The 15,376-nt window shown below is 67.1% G+C and carries 17 protein-coding genes and 2 pseudogenes; 8 read left to right on the plus strand and 11 right to left on the minus strand.

What is annotated here, in order from left to right:
- Positions 1 to 71: 71 nt before the first annotated feature.
- A complete protein-coding gene (locus CB0205_RS0105990; RefSeq protein ID WP_010315443.1) occupies positions 72 to 266 on the plus strand; it encodes a hypothetical protein in 195 nt (64 codons plus the stop codon).
- On the opposite strand, the gene CB0205_RS0105995 is transcribed toward CB0205_RS0105990, so the two are convergent.
- Genes CB0205_RS0105995 through CB0205_RS0106015 form a run of 5 tightly spaced genes read right to left on the minus strand, consistent with a single transcriptional unit; the run spans position 263 to position 4,077 of the window.
- Positions 263 to 505, minus strand: a complete 243-nt coding sequence (locus tag CB0205_RS0105995) for a hypothetical protein (protein ID WP_029626157.1) — start codon at positions 503 to 505, stop codon at positions 263 to 265. The genes CB0205_RS0105990 and CB0205_RS0105995 overlap by 4 nt on opposite strands.
- Before the next feature lie 19 nt (positions 506 to 524).
- On the minus strand, positions 525 to 2,021 hold the full coding sequence (locus CB0205_RS0106000; protein WP_029626158.1) for a leucyl aminopeptidase: 1,497 nt from the start codon (positions 2,019 to 2,021) through the stop codon (positions 525 to 527).
- 37 nt (positions 2,022 to 2,058) lie between these two features.
- Positions 2,059 to 2,661 (minus strand): hypothetical protein, encoded by a 603-nt coding sequence (locus CB0205_RS0106005; RefSeq protein WP_010315449.1) that lies wholly within the window; start codon positions 2,659 to 2,661, stop codon positions 2,059 to 2,061.
- Positions 2,662 to 2,665: 4 nt separating this feature from the next.
- On the minus strand, positions 2,666 to 3,334 hold the full coding sequence (locus CB0205_RS0106010) for a type II secretion system protein GspK (protein ID WP_010315451.1): 669 nt from the start codon (positions 3,332 to 3,334) through the stop codon (positions 2,666 to 2,668).
- Positions 3,335 to 3,366: 32 nt separating this feature from the next.
- On the minus strand, positions 3,367 to 4,077 hold the full coding sequence (locus tag CB0205_RS0106015) for a response regulator transcription factor (RefSeq protein WP_010315453.1): 711 nt from the start codon (positions 4,075 to 4,077) through the stop codon (positions 3,367 to 3,369).
- A 125-nt stretch (positions 4,078 to 4,202) separates the two neighbouring features.
- Here CB0205_RS0106015 and CB0205_RS0106020 point away from each other — a divergent pair, with 125 nt between their 5' ends.
- The gene (locus tag CB0205_RS0106020; RefSeq protein ID WP_010315455.1) at positions 4,203 to 4,526 is read left to right on the plus strand and encodes a DUF1825 family protein; all 324 of its coding nucleotides are present in this window, start codon (positions 4,203 to 4,205) and stop codon (positions 4,524 to 4,526) included.
- A gap of 42 nt (positions 4,527 to 4,568) precedes the next feature.
- Positions 4,569 to 5,831: a tyrosine--tRNA ligase gene (tyrS, locus tag CB0205_RS0106025; protein WP_010315457.1), complete on the plus strand. Its 1,263-nt coding sequence runs from the start codon at positions 4,569 to 4,571 to the stop codon at positions 5,829 to 5,831.
- 79 nt (positions 5,832 to 5,910) lie between these two features.
- Here tyrS and CB0205_RS0106030 read toward each other — a convergent pair whose 3' ends face one another.
- Entirely contained in the window at positions 5,911 to 6,324 is a 414-nt protein-coding gene (locus CB0205_RS0106030; protein ID WP_010315458.1) for a cupin domain-containing protein, read from the minus strand.
- A 95-nt stretch (positions 6,325 to 6,419) separates the two neighbouring features.
- On the opposite strand from CB0205_RS0106030, the gene pyrF reads away from it, so the two are divergent.
- Positions 6,420 to 7,136, plus strand: a complete 717-nt coding sequence (gene pyrF / locus CB0205_RS0106035) for an orotidine-5'-phosphate decarboxylase (RefSeq protein WP_010315460.1) — start codon at positions 6,420 to 6,422, stop codon at positions 7,134 to 7,136.
- Here the strand turns inward: pyrF and CB0205_RS14315 are convergent.
- The 5 genes and pseudogenes from CB0205_RS14315 to hpf form a co-directional block, all read right to left on the minus strand.
- Positions 7,133 to 8,274: pseudogene (locus CB0205_RS14315) on the minus strand (glycosyltransferase family 4 protein). The gene pyrF and the pseudogene CB0205_RS14315 sit on opposite strands and share 4 nt — an antisense overlap.
- 28 nt (positions 8,275 to 8,302) lie before the next feature.
- Entirely contained in the window at positions 8,303 to 9,652 is a 1,350-nt protein-coding gene (locus CB0205_RS0106045) for an MFS transporter (RefSeq protein ID WP_029626159.1), read from the minus strand.
- Positions 9,653 to 9,657: 5 nt separating this feature from the next.
- Positions 9,658 to 10,466, minus strand: a pseudogene (gene recO / locus CB0205_RS14320) (DNA repair protein RecO).
- Entirely contained in the window at positions 10,463 to 11,134 is a 672-nt protein-coding gene (deoC, locus tag CB0205_RS0106055; RefSeq protein WP_010315469.1) for a deoxyribose-phosphate aldolase, read from the minus strand. Before deoC ends, recO begins: the two are co-directional and overlap by 4 nt.
- Positions 11,135 to 11,142: 8 nt before the next feature.
- Positions 11,143 to 11,730: a ribosome hibernation-promoting factor, HPF/YfiA family gene (gene hpf, locus CB0205_RS0106060; RefSeq protein ID WP_010315472.1), complete on the minus strand. Its 588-nt coding sequence runs from the start codon at positions 11,728 to 11,730 to the stop codon at positions 11,143 to 11,145.
- 47 nt (positions 11,731 to 11,777) lie between these two features.
- Between hpf and lipB the strand changes: the two genes are divergently transcribed.
- The 4 genes from lipB to CB0205_RS0106080 all read left to right on the plus strand — a co-directional run.
- Positions 11,778 to 12,473 (plus strand): lipoyl(octanoyl) transferase LipB, encoded by a 696-nt coding sequence (gene lipB / locus CB0205_RS14325; RefSeq protein ID WP_010315474.1) that lies wholly within the window; start codon positions 11,778 to 11,780, stop codon positions 12,471 to 12,473.
- Between the two features lie 28 nt (positions 12,474 to 12,501).
- A complete protein-coding gene (locus tag CB0205_RS0106070; RefSeq protein WP_010315475.1) occupies positions 12,502 to 14,418 on the plus strand; it encodes an AMP-binding protein in 1,917 nt (638 codons plus the stop codon).
- A 77-nt stretch (positions 14,419 to 14,495) separates the two neighbouring features.
- Positions 14,496 to 14,939, plus strand: a complete 444-nt coding sequence (locus CB0205_RS0106075; RefSeq protein WP_010315477.1) for a YlqD family protein — start codon at positions 14,496 to 14,498, stop codon at positions 14,937 to 14,939.
- A gap of 68 nt (positions 14,940 to 15,007) precedes the next feature.
- Positions 15,008 to 15,376 (plus strand): biotin/lipoyl-containing protein (locus tag CB0205_RS0106080; RefSeq protein ID WP_010315479.1); only part of this gene is annotated, 369 nt, incomplete at its 3' end.

The raw sequence follows: 15,376 nt of genomic DNA on the forward strand, positions 1-15,376 counted from the left end.
ATGCGGTTTTTACGCCTTTTTCCTCCCGCCCGCCCGAATTACTCTTGCCTTGTCTCGACTGCAGGTTTTGTATGTATCTGCTGACGATTCGCGATGGTCTCGTGACACGTCATATCGGCCCCTACGCCACTCCGAAGCAGGCTTCGGACGATCTCGATCGCCTGTTGAAGCTCTTTGGTGATCGGGCTCGCTGGCAAATCCACGCCCTGGAAGAGCCGGCTTCCCTTCTTGGGGCGTCCAGCGCTTCAGCCGCCGCCGCTGCCTAGCGGCGCGGTTGGTTCTGTCCTGGGTAGCCCCGCAGCAGTCCGCTTTCCACCATCAGTCCGACGGCGGCCACGATGGCCACCAGGCTGAGGGTTCCGTACCAGAACCAGGGGCCGTGGGGCTGTCCCAGGGCTTGGAGTGTCCGCCGCTGGACGGCCTCGCCAAAGAGACAGAGTCCCGCCGGCAAGAGCAGGACGCCCAGCTGGGCTTTGACGTACCACCGAAGTTTGGGCACCGCCACGCTGCAGGTCTGCCTGAGCCTAGGCGGCTCCCCCGGCCAGGACCCAATTCACCAGGGTGCGAACGCCAAATCCAGTGGCACCGGCGGGATCCAAGCCCCGTCCCTTGTCGCTCCAAACCGTGCCGGCGATATCCATGTGGGCCCAGGGGATGTCCTTGTTGACGAAGTCCTGCAGGAAGAGGGCCGCCGTGATCGAGCCACCGGGGCGCGGGCCGGTGTTCTTCATGTCGGCCAGGCCGCTCTTGAGGCCAGCGCGGTAGGAGGCCCGCAGGGGCATGCGCCAGAGGTTCTCGCCGCCGTCTTCGCCGGCCTGCATCAGGGCCTGGGCCAGGGTGTCGCTGGGGGACCAGAGGCCGGCGATCTCGTCGCCCAAGGCGATCACGCAGGCGCCCGTCAGGGTGGCCAGGTCCACCACCGCGTCAGGCTCCAGCTTGCAGGCGTAGACCAGGGCGTCGGCCAGGGTCAGGCGACCTTCGGCATCGGTGTTGTTGATCTCGATCGTTTTGCCGTTGGAGGCGGTGACGATCGCTCCGGGGTGGATCGCTCCGCCGCTGATCATGTTTTCGCAGGCGGCCACCAGCATGTGGACCTCGATGCCGGCCGGTTTGAGTTCCGCGATGGCTCGCATGGCCCCCAGCACCGCAGCGCTGCCCCCCATGTCGAACTTCATCATGTCGATCTGGGAGCCGGCGGTTTTGAGGTTGTAACCGCCGGAATCGAAGGTCAGGCCCTTGCCGACGAGCACCAATCGCCGCTTGATCTCCCCATCGGGGACATAGGTCAGGTGGATGAACTTCGGCGGCAGGTCCGAGCCCTGGGCCACGGCCAAGTAGGAGCCCATGCCCAGGGCTTCACACTCGCTGCGCTCCAGCACCTTGAGCTGCAGGCCGAAGTCGCGGGCCATGTCCGTGGCGGTCTGCGCGAGGGCGGCTGGGGTAACCACATTCGGAGGTGCTGCCACCAGTTCGCGGGCCAGTTCGACGCCGCTGCAGAGCGCTTGGCTGCTCGAGGCGGCGCCTTGGCAGGCGCTCAGCTCAGCTGCGGGTAGGCCCAGCAGCTCCACCTGGGCGGGTTGCTTAGCGGGTTCGTCTTCGCCTTTGAAGCGCTGGTCCTTAAAGAGGCTCAGCCGCACGGCCTCAGCCATGGCTGAGGCGGCAGCGATCGGGGCCAGGCCCTCGAGCGGCAGGGCGAGCCCCAGGCTGCTGGCGCCACTGCCATTTGCTGCTTTGGCGCCCATGGCCGCGGCGTGGCGCAGCTGCTCGAGGTTGAAGTCCGCGGCGGCCCCAAGGCCCACCAGCACCAGGGTGCTGGGCTGTTGATCCAGCAGCTCCACCACCAGGCTCTCGCCCGGCTTGGCTTTGAAGCGGCGCCGCTCCATGCGCGCCAGCAGGGCTTCGCCAAAACGGCTCTTCAGCAGTTCACGGCTGCCCTCTCCGGGGGCATCGCTGAAGAGACCCACCACCAGGGCCTCCCCCGTCCAATCGCGGGCGGTGGCACTGCTGCAGCGGATCTCCATGGCCATCTCGAGCTCAATGGGCGCGATGGTAGGGCGATCAGCCCGGCTCGGCCGTGAAGGGGGTGGCCCAGCGGCCGCGGGTTTCCTTGTTAAACGGAGGCAGCCAGTGGCGAATCAAGGCTTGCTCCAGGGCTTGCCGTGCCCGCCGTTCGCTGGGGGCGTCGTGCCAGAAGCGGATGCTCAGCTGGCTCTGGAGGTTGGCCTGCTGCAGCGCCTCGCCATAGGCCGCTAGGTAGCCCTTGCAGTCGTGTTCGCCTTTCCAGCGCCGATCGGCCTGTTTGGTCTCCCCCACATAAAGGAGGAGTGCCCCCTCCAGGTGGGGCGGCCGGTCCACGACGAAATACAGGGCCGCACCATCGGGTTGGCGTTCGGGCCATCGCCAGAACTGCAGATGTTGTGGGGCCAGCTGCAGCGGATCGAGGCGTTGCACAGCCGCCGCACCGAGGCTGCCGCCTCCGAACAGATCCATCTGACCTGGGGGCAGCTGGCTGTCGCTGGCCACCGCCTCAAAGCGTGGGCTCTGGTAGTCCAGTAGACGCTGCTGCCAGGCGATCAGCTGATGCTCCTGCAGGGGTAGGGCCTCGCCGCTGATCCCGCCACCGACGGGTGTCGCGCCAAACAGTTCGCCTTGCCGTCCCATTCGCCTAGGCCGAGCGCGGCAGTTCTGGACCGGCGGAACCTTGGCCAAAGCGCACCTTCCCGATCAGCTCCTCCACCACCGACGCGGGCAGTTGCAGTCGCTCCTGTAGCTCCGCAAGGTCCTGGAAGGGGGCCCGTTGCCGCTCGCGCAGCAGCCGTTGGCGCCGCTCCGGGCTCAGTTGGGGCAGTTGGATCTCGAGCGCCTGGGCCGGGGCGCGGTTGAGGTCGATCAGCAAGGGCGTCACGGCCGTTGGGGCGCCATCGCCGTACCAGCGGAATTGCAGCAGGGGTTCCCAGCTGGCCACCAGTGCAGCGGGGAGGTCCAACAGGCGCTGGAGGTCGTCTGGACCGCTGAGTTGCACCCCACCCTGCTGGAGCCGCAGGAGCAGGTCGACTTGATCGCGTGTGATCTGCGGCAGCCGCAACCAGTCGTTGGCGCTGGCGCGATTGACATCGAGGCGCCAACCCAGGGCCGCCGCGTGCCGGACCTCCTGGGCGTTGGCCAGCCGCAGGTTGGGGTTGTGCTCGAGCTTGAGGGCGAGGAGGTCTTGCTCGACGCACTCCTCCAGGGGCTGGGGTTCTGGCGCGGCAGGTTGTTGTGCACGCCGCGGCAATTCTCCCGCCGCCTCTAGCAGTCTCCGGGCCAGAGGATCCAACCAGTGGCCTCGGCCCATGGCGGTGTCGGGTGCGGCGGAACCGCCCGACCTTAACGAGGGTCTGGCCACTCGACCAAGCCCAGGCGAATGCCTTGGACCGCGGCCTGAATGCGGCTCTTGGCATTCAGCTTGTGGAAGATGTGCCGGACGTGGTCTTTCACCGTCTCAACCGACAGGTGCAGGCGTTGACCGATGCCCTGGTTCTCGGTCCCGCCGGCCATCAGTTGAAGGATGTCCACCTCCCTGGGGGTCAGCTGCGCCAAGGGGGTGCCCTGGCCCTCGGCAAAGGCTTCGAAGTAGCTCTTGCTCAGGTTCCGGTCGAGGTAGAGCCCGCCGCTCTGCATCGCGCGAATCGCGGCCAGAAAGCTGCCGAAACCCAGGTTGCTCTCCAGGCAGAGCCCATCGCAGTTGGCCTGCAGTGCTTGGTGAATGGCCATCAAGCGCCGGGGCTGGGTGACCACCATCAAGGTGGCGGGCGGCTGGGGTAGGGCTTTGGCTTGGGCCACCAGGCTGCCGCCGTTGCCCTGCTCGAGCCGGTCAGTGCAGATCAGCACATCCGCCTGCCCCTGCTCCAACCTCTGCAATCCCTCGTCCTGGGTGGTCACTGCCCCGACGATCTCGGGTCCCGGCTGCAGGGCGGCAATGAACAGGGTCAGGGCGAGCCGGGAGCCGCTGCAGACCACCACGCGGGATTGACTGAGCAGGGCGTTGCCTGCGGCCACGTTGCCCCGCACGGCCGCCAGGGAGGGGGTGTAGTCCATTGCGACGCAGGCTGCATTGTTCACTGTGCGCACGGGCGGCGAACTTGGCAGCCCGTTACGCCTATCCGCACTCGTCAGGGCCGCTCAGGCTCGACACAATCGTTGGGCCCGCCCGGCTCAGCCTGATGGCCTTCTTTGAATCCGAGATCGTTCAAGAAGAAGCCAAGCGCCTTTTTGGCGACTACCAGCAACTGATGCAGCTGGGCGGCGAGTACGGCAAGTTCGATCGTGAAGGCAAAAAGCTCTTCATCGAGCGGATGGAGGAGCTGATGGACCGCTACCGCGTGTTCATGAAGCGCTTTGAGCTCTCCGATGACTTCCAGGCCAAGCTCACGGTTGAGCAGCTACGCACCCAGCTCAGCCAGTTCGGGATGACCCCCGATCAGATGTTTGAACAGATGCAGCGCACCCTGGATCGAATGAAGGGGGAGCTGGACGCCGAAAGCTGATCCCCGTCTGCGTACGATCCGACCCCAGACAGCAGGGCGGACATGGCCAAGGGCGAGTGGGGACTGCCGCAGTGGTTGGAGCGCGGTGTCGCTGACCTCTTCCCCACCGGTACGGAAGCCAGTGATGCCGACCAACAGCTGGCCGCCCGCCTCGCTGAGGCCGAGAAGGCCAGCCGGCCCCTGCGGATCAAGCTCGGCATCGATCCGACCGGCAGTGACATTCACCTGGGCCACTCGATCCTGTTCCGCAAATTGCGGGCCTTCCAGGATGCGGGCCACACGGCCGTGCTGATCATCGGTGACTTCACCGCCCGCATCGGTGACCCCACGGGCAAAAGTGCCACCCGCGTTCAGCTCACGGCTGAGGAGGTCGAGTCCAACGCCCGCACCTATCTCCAGCAGCTCGGCCAGGGCCAGGACCCCGCGCGTGCCCTGCTGGATTTCGAGACCCCGGGCCGCCTGGAGGTGCGCCGCAACAGCGAATGGCTGGCCTCCCTCGATCTACCCAAGGTGATCGAGCTGCTGGGGATCTCCACCGTCGGCCAGATGCTGGCCAAGGAGGACTTCGCCAACCGCTACGGCTCCGGTACTCCGATCTCCCTGCACGAATTTCTCTATCCGCTGCTGCAGGGCTATGACTCGGTGGCCGTGCAGGCCGACCTGGAACTGGGGGGGACGGACCAGAAGTTCAACGTGGCCATGGGCCGCGACCTGCAGCGCCACTTCGGCCAGCGCACGCAGTTCGGGATGCTCCTGCCGATCCTGGCGGGCCTCGACGGCGTTCAGAAGATGAGCAAGAGCCTGGGGAACACCGTCGGCTTGGCCGAAGACCCGCTCTCGATGTACTCCAAGCTCGAGAAGGTGCCCGATGCGGCGGTCGAGGAGTACCTCACCCTGCTGACCAATCTCGATCTGGCTGCCCTGCCGGACAACCCTCGCGAGCGTCAAAAGGCGATGGCCCTGGAGGTGACGCGTCAGCGCCATGGCCAGGCGGCGGCTGATCAGGCTCAGGCCGATGCCGGCAAGCTCGTGGGCGGTGCCAAGGGCAGCGGGGCGGCCGACGCCGAGGTTCCCGAGGCATCCCTGGCGGAGGTGAACTTCCCGGCGAAGGCCTTCTATTTGCTCAGCGCCGTCGGCATCTGCGCCAGCAGCAGCGAGGCGCGCCGCCAAATCCAAGGCGGTGGGGTCAAGCTCGATGGCGAAAAGCTGGCAGATCCCAACCAGGAATTTGCAGGGCCCGATCAGTTGGCCGGCAAGGTGTTGCAGCTGGGCAAGAAGACCTTCCGGCGCCTGGTGGCGGGTTAAACCGCGCTGACCCGGCCCGATTGGATGTCAAAGAAGGCTGGCTGGATCTTGACCTTGCCGCTGGCCTGGCATTTGTGACCTAGAGGCTGCGCAGGACCGCCAGGTCTTCCGCATCCAACGGCGTCGGGATCCCGTGCTCCAGCAGGTCGGCGAAGCCACCATCGCGGCTGAGCACTGTGATCAGGTACACCCTGCCTGGGCCTGGGTTCTCCAGGTCGTGGATCGCATCGCCGGGGACGCTGACAAAGTCCCCACCACTGGCGGTAATGCTGGACTCACCGACGTGGAACACCACGTTCCCCCGCAGAACGAAGAACAGCTCGGCGGCCTGGTGATGGCTGTGGGCGGGGACCCGATCGCAGGGGTCATGCACCTCAAGGAACTGCGTGCAGCCGCCGGCTTCCGGCTTGCTGAGCAGGGCGAGCCGGCAGTGGTCATCGCTGCCCAGCCGAAACCCCTGGAGTTGCTCGGGATGCAGGATCCGCGGACCCATGGGCGAGGCAAGGTGCTGATCCCATGCTGGGGCGCTCCTGGAGAACGCGCCAGGACAATTCGTAGCCTGAGATCTCCATCGAGAGCTGCCTCCCCGTGACCAGGCCTGCCGCTGACCGGATCATCGTTGCCCTCGATGGCATGGCCCCGGATCAGGCCCTGGCCTTCAGCCGCGGGGTCGAGGGCCTGCGCTGGGTCAAGGTCGGCCTGGAGCTCTTTGTTCAGGCGGGCCCTGAGGTGGTAGCCCAGTTGCGGGAGCAGGGCCTGCGGGTCTTCCTCGACCTGAAGTTCCACGACATCCCCGCCACCATGGCCGGTGCCTGCCGGCGGGCGGCTGGCCTGGGTGCGGAGCTGATCACGGTCCATGCTTGCGCCGGTAGTGAAGCCCTGCAGGCGGCCCAGGCCGCCGCTGCTGAGGGCGCCCAAGTCGCTGGACTGGCCGCTCCGACCCTGCTGGCGGTGACGGTGCTGACCAGTTGGGAGGAGCAGCGGCTGCACCGGGAATTGGCCATCCGTCAGGAGATCGCTGAACGGGTTCCGGCCTTGGCGGCTCTGGCCGCAGGGGCGGGAATTGGCGGTTGCGTCTGTTCTCCGCTGGAGGCCGCCAGCCTGCGGGCCCAGCACCCAGAACCCTTCGCGCTGGTGACCCCGGGGATTCGCCCGAAGGGCAGCGCCGCGGGCGATCAGGCCCGGGTGCTGGGTCCCGCTGAGGCCATCGCCGCTGGAGCCTCCCAGCTGGTGATCGGCCGCCCGATCACCAAGGCTGAGGACCCCACCTTGGCTTTTGCCGCCTGCTGCGCCGAGCTGGCCTAGGCCACTGCCTGCGCCGCCGGGCTGAGCTCGCCGTAGAGCCGCTCCAGCTGGTCGATGTTGCGGGTGAGGGTGTAGCGCTCCAGCGCCCGCTGGCGGGCACGCCGGCCCAGTTCTGCACTAAGGACGGGCTGGTCCCGCAGCACCGGCAGCAGGGTGCGCAGTTGGGTGGTGACCCCTTGGGTGCTGATGACGATGCCGGCCCCGCCCTCGAGCACCTCCCCATCGGCCCCGGCATCGGTGGCGACACAGGCGGTGCCACTGGCCATGGCCTCCAGGAGTGCCAGGGAGAGCCCCTCCACCAGGGAGGGAAGGAGAAAGACCTCCGCCAGCTGCAGGAGCGCCAGCCGCACGGCCTGCTCCGGTTCATGGCCCCACCAGAGGATGCCGGCGTCCTCGCCGTAGTTCTGCATCAGCGATTGGCGCATCGGACCATCGCCCACCACCACGAGCTTGCAGCCGCTGGGCTGGACCAACTTCCAGGCCCGCAGCAGTGCTTCGACGTTCTTCTCCGTGGCGATTCGCCCCATGTAGAGAAAGACCCGCTGGCCACTGAAGCGTTGGCGCAGCTCCTGCAGCCGTTCTGAGGGTGCGGTTGGGTTGCTGGGACTCCAGCGCTGGGGGTCGACCCCGTTGGGGATCACCGCCAGGCGATCCCTGGGGACCCCGAGTCGCATCAACACATCCGCCTGCAGTTCCGAGAAGACCACCACCCGGTCGTACTTGGCCAGGGATGGGGCGTAGAGCTGATAGGTCAGCTGCTGGGTGCCGGCGCTCAGGTTGCGCAGGCTTGCGTCAAAGGGGGGTGGAAGGTCGCGACCAGCGGCAGGCCCAGCTGCTGGCAGAGATCCGGCAGTCGGAAATCCAGGGGGGAGAGGGTCAAGCTGGCGTGCACCAGATCCGGTTTCAGCCGCTCCAGCGACTCCCGCAGTTCCCGCTGGGCTCCTGGCGAGGGAATCGTGTAAACCTGCGACTTGACCAGATAGGGCAGGGCCACGTCCGGGCTCGCCGTTCCTGGACTGTCGAAGTGGATAAAGCTGATCTCGTGGCCCCGATCCCGTAGGGCCTCGGTGGTGGTCAGGCCGTAGGTGACGTTGCCGCAGAAGGGTGACTTCTTGCCCAACCAGGCGATGTGGGCCACGCAGCGGCTACTCGACCAAGTGCCGAAACTAGCAGCGTTTCCACGGCTGCTCGAGCAGCGCAGCGGCCACCGCCAGCCCCGCCAAGACCCAGAGGACCGGGAGTAGCCCGTAGCGGCTGACGATTGCGCCGGCGAGCACCAGCGGCAGGCTCAAGGCGATGTTGATCAGGTTGTTCTGCAGGCCAAAGACCTTGCCCCGCATCGATTCCGGGGTGTCCTCTTGGATGGTGGTTTGGGCGGGGATGGCCAGCAGGGCGGCCCCCACACCGAGCACCGTGCAGAGGGCGAGGGTGAAGCCGAGGCTGCCGCGCAGTTGGCCGAGCAGCACCAGGCTCCAGGCGATCGTTCCCAGGCCCGCGGAGGCCAGACGGCGGCGGTTGAAGCGATGGCCGATCTGGGCGACAGCGACGGCCCCCAGGGCGAGGCCGATGCCACTCATGGCCAGCAGGGTTCCGAATTGGGTGGGTCCCAGCTGACGGATGGCGGAGGCCAGGCTGATCGCTAAGACATAAAGCGCCGCCAGAAGGCTGTAGAGCAGCACCAGCTGGAGCATCGCGCTGCGGACGGTTGGACGCTGCTTAAGCACCTCCAGGCCTTCGGAGATCTCGCGCCAGATGTTCTCGTCATGGCTGCGCTGGGGGGTTTCCTCGACGCGAATCCAAGCGATCGACAGGGCAGCCAGGCCGTAGCAAAGGGGCAATAGGGCGAATTCGCCGTTGGCGATGCCCAGGGCCCACAGGCCATATTTCAGACCCCGCAGGATCGGATCACCCAGGGCAAAGCCCACGATGGTGGCGGCCATGCTCGTGGCCTGATACAGCGAGTTGGCCGCCAGTAGCTGGCGCGTGGGCACCAGCATCGGGATCGCGGCTTGCTCCGCCGGTGCAAAAAACTGGGTCAGCACCGACTCCAAAAAGGTGATGACCAGCAGGGCCCAGTAGCCCCAGCTCAGCCCCAGCCAATGGGGGCCATCCAGCAGGCAGAGGGGAGTGAGCAGGGCCAGGCCGGCACGGATGCCATTGCTGGCCACCATCACTTCGCGCTTGCGCCAGCGATCGGCCCAGACCCCAGCCACCAAACCCAGGACCATCGCTGGGATGGTATTGGCCACATAGATCCCAGTGGCCAGCAGGGTGATCCACTGGGCCCGGCCCTCGATGCTGAGGTTGAACGCCCCGGCGGCCTCCACCAGCGCACCGCCCTCGGGTGGTGTCGCTCCCGCCCAGTACTGGGCGATGAGGAACACCATCAACACGATGTAGAACTTGTCCGCCAGCTGGCTGAAGATCTGCCCAAGCCAGAGCTTGCGGAATTCGGGCAGGGCCAAAACCCCCTGGAGCCCTGTGTTGTCACCTGGAGACCGCGGGTCTTCGCTCACGTTCTTCAGGACCTCCCGGCTACCGATGATGCCCCATCGTCGAAGCACTGCCTCAGCATTCGCCAGGACCGGGCGCTGCGGTTGAGGTGTTCTCGGCACCAGAGCTCCAGCAGTTGCAGCAACCGGAGCCAGACCGACTCCGGTCCCATCAGCGTTCCATCGCGCTTGCGCGGCAACGCCGGCCGCAGCAGCCGCTGCAACAGGGCCAGCTCGGAGGCGTTCAGCACCATCTGGGCGCCGGGCACGGCGCCGATCACGAAGCCCTCACTGGGCAGCAGGCTGCAGCGCCAGTCCCAATTCCCCAGGGGCGGATCCAGGGGCTCCCCGCTGCGGCAGCACTCCGCCAGGGGCAGGGCGTAGCCCCCCAGGGCCAACAGGTGGGTGAGGCCCTGAACACTGATGGCCAGGGCTTCCAGGCTGTCTTGCTTCTCCTTGACCACCAACTCCAGGCGGGCGAGCTGCACCAGCAGGTCCTCTAGTAGACCCTCGATCGCATCGCCACTGGGCACCAGCAGCAGAGCTACCTCGGCCAATCCCTGGGCGGCGGCCAGGGTCTCGAGCCGCTCCGCCAGGTGGGAGAAGTTGCGCAGCACCCGCAGTTGGCGCACGCGCTTCAGGCCGCTGCGGCCCCCCACCTGCAGGCTGAGGACCGCCAGGGGCACAGCGGCGGCAGGGAACTCTTGGGCTTGCGGGCGCCGGGGGCCGCCAGTCGGATCAGGCCCTCCTCATTGCTAAGGAGCGTGATCAGACGGTCGCTTTCCCCCAGGGGACTGCTGCGCAGCACCAGCCCCTCAAGCCGCTGCTCTGGGCTCACGCTGACTTGGCCCGCAGGGCCTCCATCAGGGCCACCCCTCGGCTGGTCCCCAGCCGGCTGGCCCCGGCTTCGACGAGGCCGTAGGCCTGCTCGAGTCCGCTGATGCCACCGGAGGCTTTGATCGCGGCCCGGCCACGGGCCAGTTGCCGCAACTGTTTGACCTGCTCAAGGCTGGCCGCCGGGCCAAAGCCGCTGCCGGTCTTGAGCATGCTGGCACCGACATCGATGCTGGCCTCGACGGCCCACTCCAGAACCTCTGGCGACAGCCGTCCCACCTCCAGGATCACCTTGAAGGGCAGCCCCAATTCGGCGATCGGGGCAAGGTCCTCGCAGAACTGACTGCTGTTGCCGTCGGCCAGGGACCCGAAGTCCGGCACCACATCGAGTTCATCGGCACCGGCGGCCGCGGCCCATTCGGCCTCTTGGCGCTTGATCTCGGCGGGAATCGCGCCGAAGGGGAAGCCGATCACACTGATCAACTTCGGGCCCCGCCCGCCGCTTGGACCGAGCCGCTCCCGGGCGAGATCCAGCCAGCGGGAGGCCAGGCAGACCCCGGCAAAGCCGAAGTGTTTGGCCTCATCGCAGCAGCGGAGGATGGCCTCCTGGCCCTGGTGGGGATCCAACAGGGCGTGATCGATCAGGGGAGCGAGATCGGGCAGGTCGCGCACAGTTGCGTTCAGTCCTTGGCCTGGATGACGCCAAATCCTCCATGGTTGCGGCGGTAGACCACCTGCAGCTCATCGCTGCCGGCGTCGCGGAAGAGATAGAAGTCGTGGTCGATCAACTCCAGTTGATGCAGGGCCTCCTCGAGGCTCATCGCCGGCATCGAGAAGTACTTGCGGCGCACCCCGCGGCTGGGCAGACCGGCTTCCTTGCCGTCCAGCAGAGATCCGCTGACGCTGTCATCGCCGGCCATCTCCACCACGCTGGGGGTCTCGCTGGCGTGGTGGCCATGGCTGTGGTGGTGGTCGCCGTGGCGGTCCTTGTAGCGGCGCAGCTGCCGCGTCAATTTCCCGGCCACCAGATCGATGCTGGCGTAGAGGTTTTCGCTGCGTTCCTGGGCGCGGATGACGGTGCCGTTGGCGAAGACCGTCACCTCGGCGGTCTGTTGCGGAACCCGGGGATTGCGGGCCACCGAGAGATGCACGTCCGCCTCTTTCACCATCCCGTCGAAATGACTGGTCGCGCGCTTGAGCTTCTCTTCGGTGTACTCGCGGATGGCTGGAGTGACCTCCAGATTGCGGCCATGAATCACGAGCTTCATCCCTTGCCTCCTCGGCGGTGGACCCGCTTAAACGCTAGGAACGGTCAGTGAGTTCAACCACGGCCTCGCCCACCCGCGACGCAATCTGTTTCGAGCCCACCGGCTGCGTTCCCTTCGCGCTGGCCTGGGATTGGCAGCAGCAGTTGCAACGCCGTCTGCTGGAGGACCCCGATGGGCCGGAGGCAGTGCTGCTGCTGGAGCATGAGCCCTGTTACACCCTCGGTCGCGGGGCTGACCCCGGGTTTCTGGGCTTTGATCCAGCCGATCCCCCCGCGCCGCTGTTTCGGATCGACCGTGGCGGTGAGGTGACCCACCACTGCCCAGGGCAGTTGGTGCTGTATCCCGTGCTCAACCTGCAGCGCCATGGCGCTGATCTGCACCTCTATCTGCGGGAGTTGGAAGGGGTGGTGATCGATCTGTTGGCGGAGCTGGGCTTGGAGGCCGGCCGCCTGGAGGGGCTCACGGGGGTTTGGCTGGAGGGCCGCAAGCTGGCCGCCATTGGGGTCGGTGCCCGCCGCTGGATCAGCCAGCACGGCTTAGCCTTGAACGTGGAGGCGGACCTCGCCGGTTTTGCCGAAGTCGTGCCCTGTGGGATTGCGAACCGTGAGGTCGGGCGGCTGGTGGATTGGCGGCCGGAGCTCTCGGCGGCGGCGCTGCGGCCGCGGCTGCTGGCGACCTTCGCGCGTCGCTTTGGTTTGCAGTTGCGAGCCCCAACCCTGCAGGAGCAGCTCCAGGGGTGGTAAGACCGGGGCCAACCGACTGATATCCCCCATGCCGCTCGCCGAGATCAGCTGGACTGGCAGCCGCCAAGATCAGCGCGCCTTGGCCGAGAGGCACGACTGGAGTGCACTCCGCGGCCTTGAGCAGCTCTGGGGGCAGCTGGCTGAACGCCACGGCGATGCGCCTGCCCTGGAGGCTCCCCATGCCAAGCCACCGGAGCAGCTGAGCTTCCGCACCCTGCATCAACAGATCGAGCAGGCTGCGGCAGGGTTTGCGGCCCTCGGGGTCCGGCCGGGGGAGGTGGTGGGGTTGTTCTCGGAAAACTGCCCCCGCTGGCTGGTGGCGGACCAGGGTCTGATGCGTCTGGGGGCTGCGGATGCGGTTCGCGGCAGCGCGGCCCCCGTGGATGAGCTGCGCTACATCGCGGGCGACTGCGGCGCGGTGGCGCTGGTGCTGGAGTCCGCAGAGCTGCTGCAGCGTTTGAAGCTCAGCAGTGAGCTCCTCGGGCAGCTGCGCTTTGTGGTGCTGCTGCAGGGGGACCGCGGTTCGGTGGTGCCGGTGGTCCCTTGCTTCACCTGGGATGAGCTGATGGCCAAGGGGGCGAGCAGCCCCACTCCTGCCTGGCCTGAAGGAGGAGAGGAGCGCCTGGCCACCGTGCTCTACACCTCGGGCACCACGGGCCGGCCGAAGGGCGTTCCCCTGAGCCACGCCAACTTGCTGCAGCAGCTGCGCAGCCTCGGTGTGGCGGTGGCGCCGCGCCCGGGCGATCGGGTCCTGAGCGTTCTGCCGATCTGGCACGCTTATGAGCGCAGCGCGGAGTACTTCCTGCTCTCCTGCGGCTGCCAGCAGACCTACACGACGCTCAAGCATCTGCGTCCGGATTTGCAGCGGGTTCGCCCCCACTACCTGATCAGTGTTCCTCGGCTCTGGGAAGCCCTGCTCAGTGGCTTTGAGGATGCCCTCAGCGCCATGCCGGCGAGCCGCGCCAAGCTGCTGCGCTCGGCCCTGAAGGTCAGCCGATTCCACTGCCTCTCGAGGCGGGTGGCCGCGGATCGCACCTTGATCCCTGAGCGCAAGCGCCGCCGTCTGGCCGCCGCCGCCGGGGCGCTGCTGAGTTGGCCCCTGCATGGGGTGGCCGAGCAGTTGTTCTGGCCAAAGGTCCGCGCTCAGCTGATCGGAGGGCGCCTGCGCACGGCCATCAGCGGTGGCGGTGCCTTGGCGATCCACGTCGATGGTTTCTTTGAGGCCATCGGTATTGAGCTGCTGGTGGGCTACGGCCTGACCGAAACCAGCCCGGTCTTGACCTGCCGTCGCCGCTGGAACAACCGCCGTGGCAGTTCCGGCCAACCGCTTGCGGGCACCTCCATCAAGATCACCGATCCCGAGAGCGGGGCGGTTTTGGCCATCGGCGAGCGGGGCAAGGTCTTGGCCAAGGGCGCCCAGGTGATGGGCGGCTACCTGGGCAAGCCAGAGGCCACCGCCAAGGTGCTCGATGCCGAGGGCTGGTTTGACACCGGTGACCTGGGCCATCTCCTGGCGGATGGGACCTTGGTTTTGACCGGCCGCGCCAAGGACACGATCGTCCTGAGCAGCGGCGAGAACATCGAGCCGGGCCCCCTGGAGGAGTGCCTGGTGGCCTGCTCCCTGGTGGAGCAGGTGATGCTGGTGGGGCAGGACCGCAAGGCCCTGGGCGCCTTGGTGGTGCCGAAGCTGGAGAACCTGGAGGCCTTCGCGGCCGAGCAGGGGATGTCGGCCGCCGATCCGGCGCTGCTCAAGGCCCTGACCAGCCGCCTGAATCGCCGCCTGCAGTCCCGGGTGGGCGCCCGCCCGGATGAACGGCTGGCGGGGGTGGCCCTGGTGGAGGCCTTCAGCATCGACAACGGCTTGCTCACCCAAACCCTCAAGCAAAAGCGCGATCGCATCGTCGATCGCGATGCCCAAGCGATTGAGGCGATCTACGGGCGCTAGGGCCGGGAACCCGCCCGAGCCGGGCGTTGTCGGCCTCGCTTGCCCCTGACAGGCTGAGCGCCGCGAAACCCCCTTCCATGGCCGACGGTTCTCTCTCCGTGAAGCGCTCCATCACCGTTCGCGCGGTGGTGACCCCCCGTTGGAAGGAGGACGCCGAGCGCGAGATCAGCGCGGCCATCGCCAATAGCGACGCCCAGCTGGGGCAGCTCGAGCAGGAAGGCCAGCAGCTGGTGGAGGCGATCCGCAGCCAGAGCGCCAACCCCCTGGATCCCCGCGTCCAGGAGCAGGTGGGTTCCGTGCAGGAGCAGGTGGCGGCCAAGCGTGCCGAGCTTGAGGAGCAGAAGCGTCAGCTGCTCGAGCAGCAGCGCCAGGTCCGCGACCTGGAGATGGAGCAGATCGTTGAGCAGGGCCAGCTCGACAGCTTCACCGACGTCAAGGTGGGCGACAACCTCGTGGAGAAGCTCCAGGTGGCTGTGGTTGTGCGCGATGGGGTGATCGAGTCGATCGAGGGAGCCCTCTGAGTCGCCACTCCGGAGGTCCCTGCCGCTGAGCCGCGTAAAATCCGCCTCAATTGAGCGGCAGACCTCCGTTGGCCACCCACGAAATCTTTATGCCCGCCCTCTCCTCCACCATGACGGAGGGCAAGATCGTGGAATGGCTGAAGAAGCCAGGTGACAAGGTCGGCCGCGGTGAGTCCGTCCTGGTCGTCGAGTCGGACAAGGCCGACATGGACGTGGAGTCCTTCAACGAGGGCTACCTCGCAGCGGTGTTGATGCCCGCCGGCAGCACGGCCCCCGTTGGTGAAACCATTGGCCTCGTGGTGGAGACCGAGGCTGAGATCGCCGAGGCCCAGGCCAAGGCTCCCAGCGCACCAGCCGCCGCTGCCGCTCCCGCCCCGGCCGCTGCTCCGGCACCTACTCCTGCAGCGGCTCCTGCCCCCGCACCCGTTGCAGCAGCC

The sequence above is a fragment of the Synechococcus sp. CB0205 genome, assembly GCF_000179255.1.
GTDB lineage: Bacteria > Cyanobacteriota > Cyanobacteriia > PCC-6307 > Cyanobiaceae > Vulcanococcus.

Bases quoted from the DNA above. Each gene is read 5' to 3' on its own strand.
- CB0205_RS0106000 (WP_029626158.1), bottom strand. From the start codon at position 2,021: ATGGAGATCCGCTGCAGCAGTGCCACCGCCCGCGATTGGACGGGGGAG.
- CB0205_RS0106075 (WP_010315477.1), top strand. From the start codon at position 14,496: ATGGCCGACGGTTCTCTCTCCGTGAAGCGCTCCATCACCGTTCGCGCG.
- CB0205_RS0106070 (WP_010315475.1), top strand. From the start codon at position 12,502: ATGCCGCTCGCCGAGATCAGCTGGACTGGCAGCCGCCAAGATCAGCGC.
- CB0205_RS0106015 (WP_010315453.1), bottom strand. From the start codon at position 4,077: ATGGACTACACCCCCTCCCTGGCGGCCGTGCGGGGCAACGTGGCCGCA.
- CB0205_RS0106010 (WP_010315451.1), bottom strand. From the start codon at position 3,334: ATGGGCCGAGGCCACTGGTTGGATCCTCTGGCCCGGAGACTGCTAGAG.
- CB0205_RS0105990 (WP_010315443.1), top strand. From the start codon at position 72: ATGTATCTGCTGACGATTCGCGATGGTCTCGTGACACGTCATATCGGC.
- CB0205_RS0106005 (WP_010315449.1), bottom strand. From the start codon at position 2,661: ATGGGACGGCAAGGCGAACTGTTTGGCGCGACACCCGTCGGTGGCGGG.
- hpf (WP_010315472.1), bottom strand. From the start codon at position 11,730: ATGAAGCTCGTGATTCATGGCCGCAATCTGGAGGTCACTCCAGCCATC.
- CB0205_RS0106030 (WP_010315458.1), bottom strand. From the start codon at position 6,324: ATGGGTCCGCGGATCCTGCATCCCGAGCAACTCCAGGGGTTTCGGCTG.
- CB0205_RS0106020 (WP_010315455.1), top strand. From the start codon at position 4,203: ATGGCCTTCTTTGAATCCGAGATCGTTCAAGAAGAAGCCAAGCGCCTT.
- tyrS (WP_010315457.1), top strand. From the start codon at position 4,569: ATGGCCAAGGGCGAGTGGGGACTGCCGCAGTGGTTGGAGCGCGGTGTC.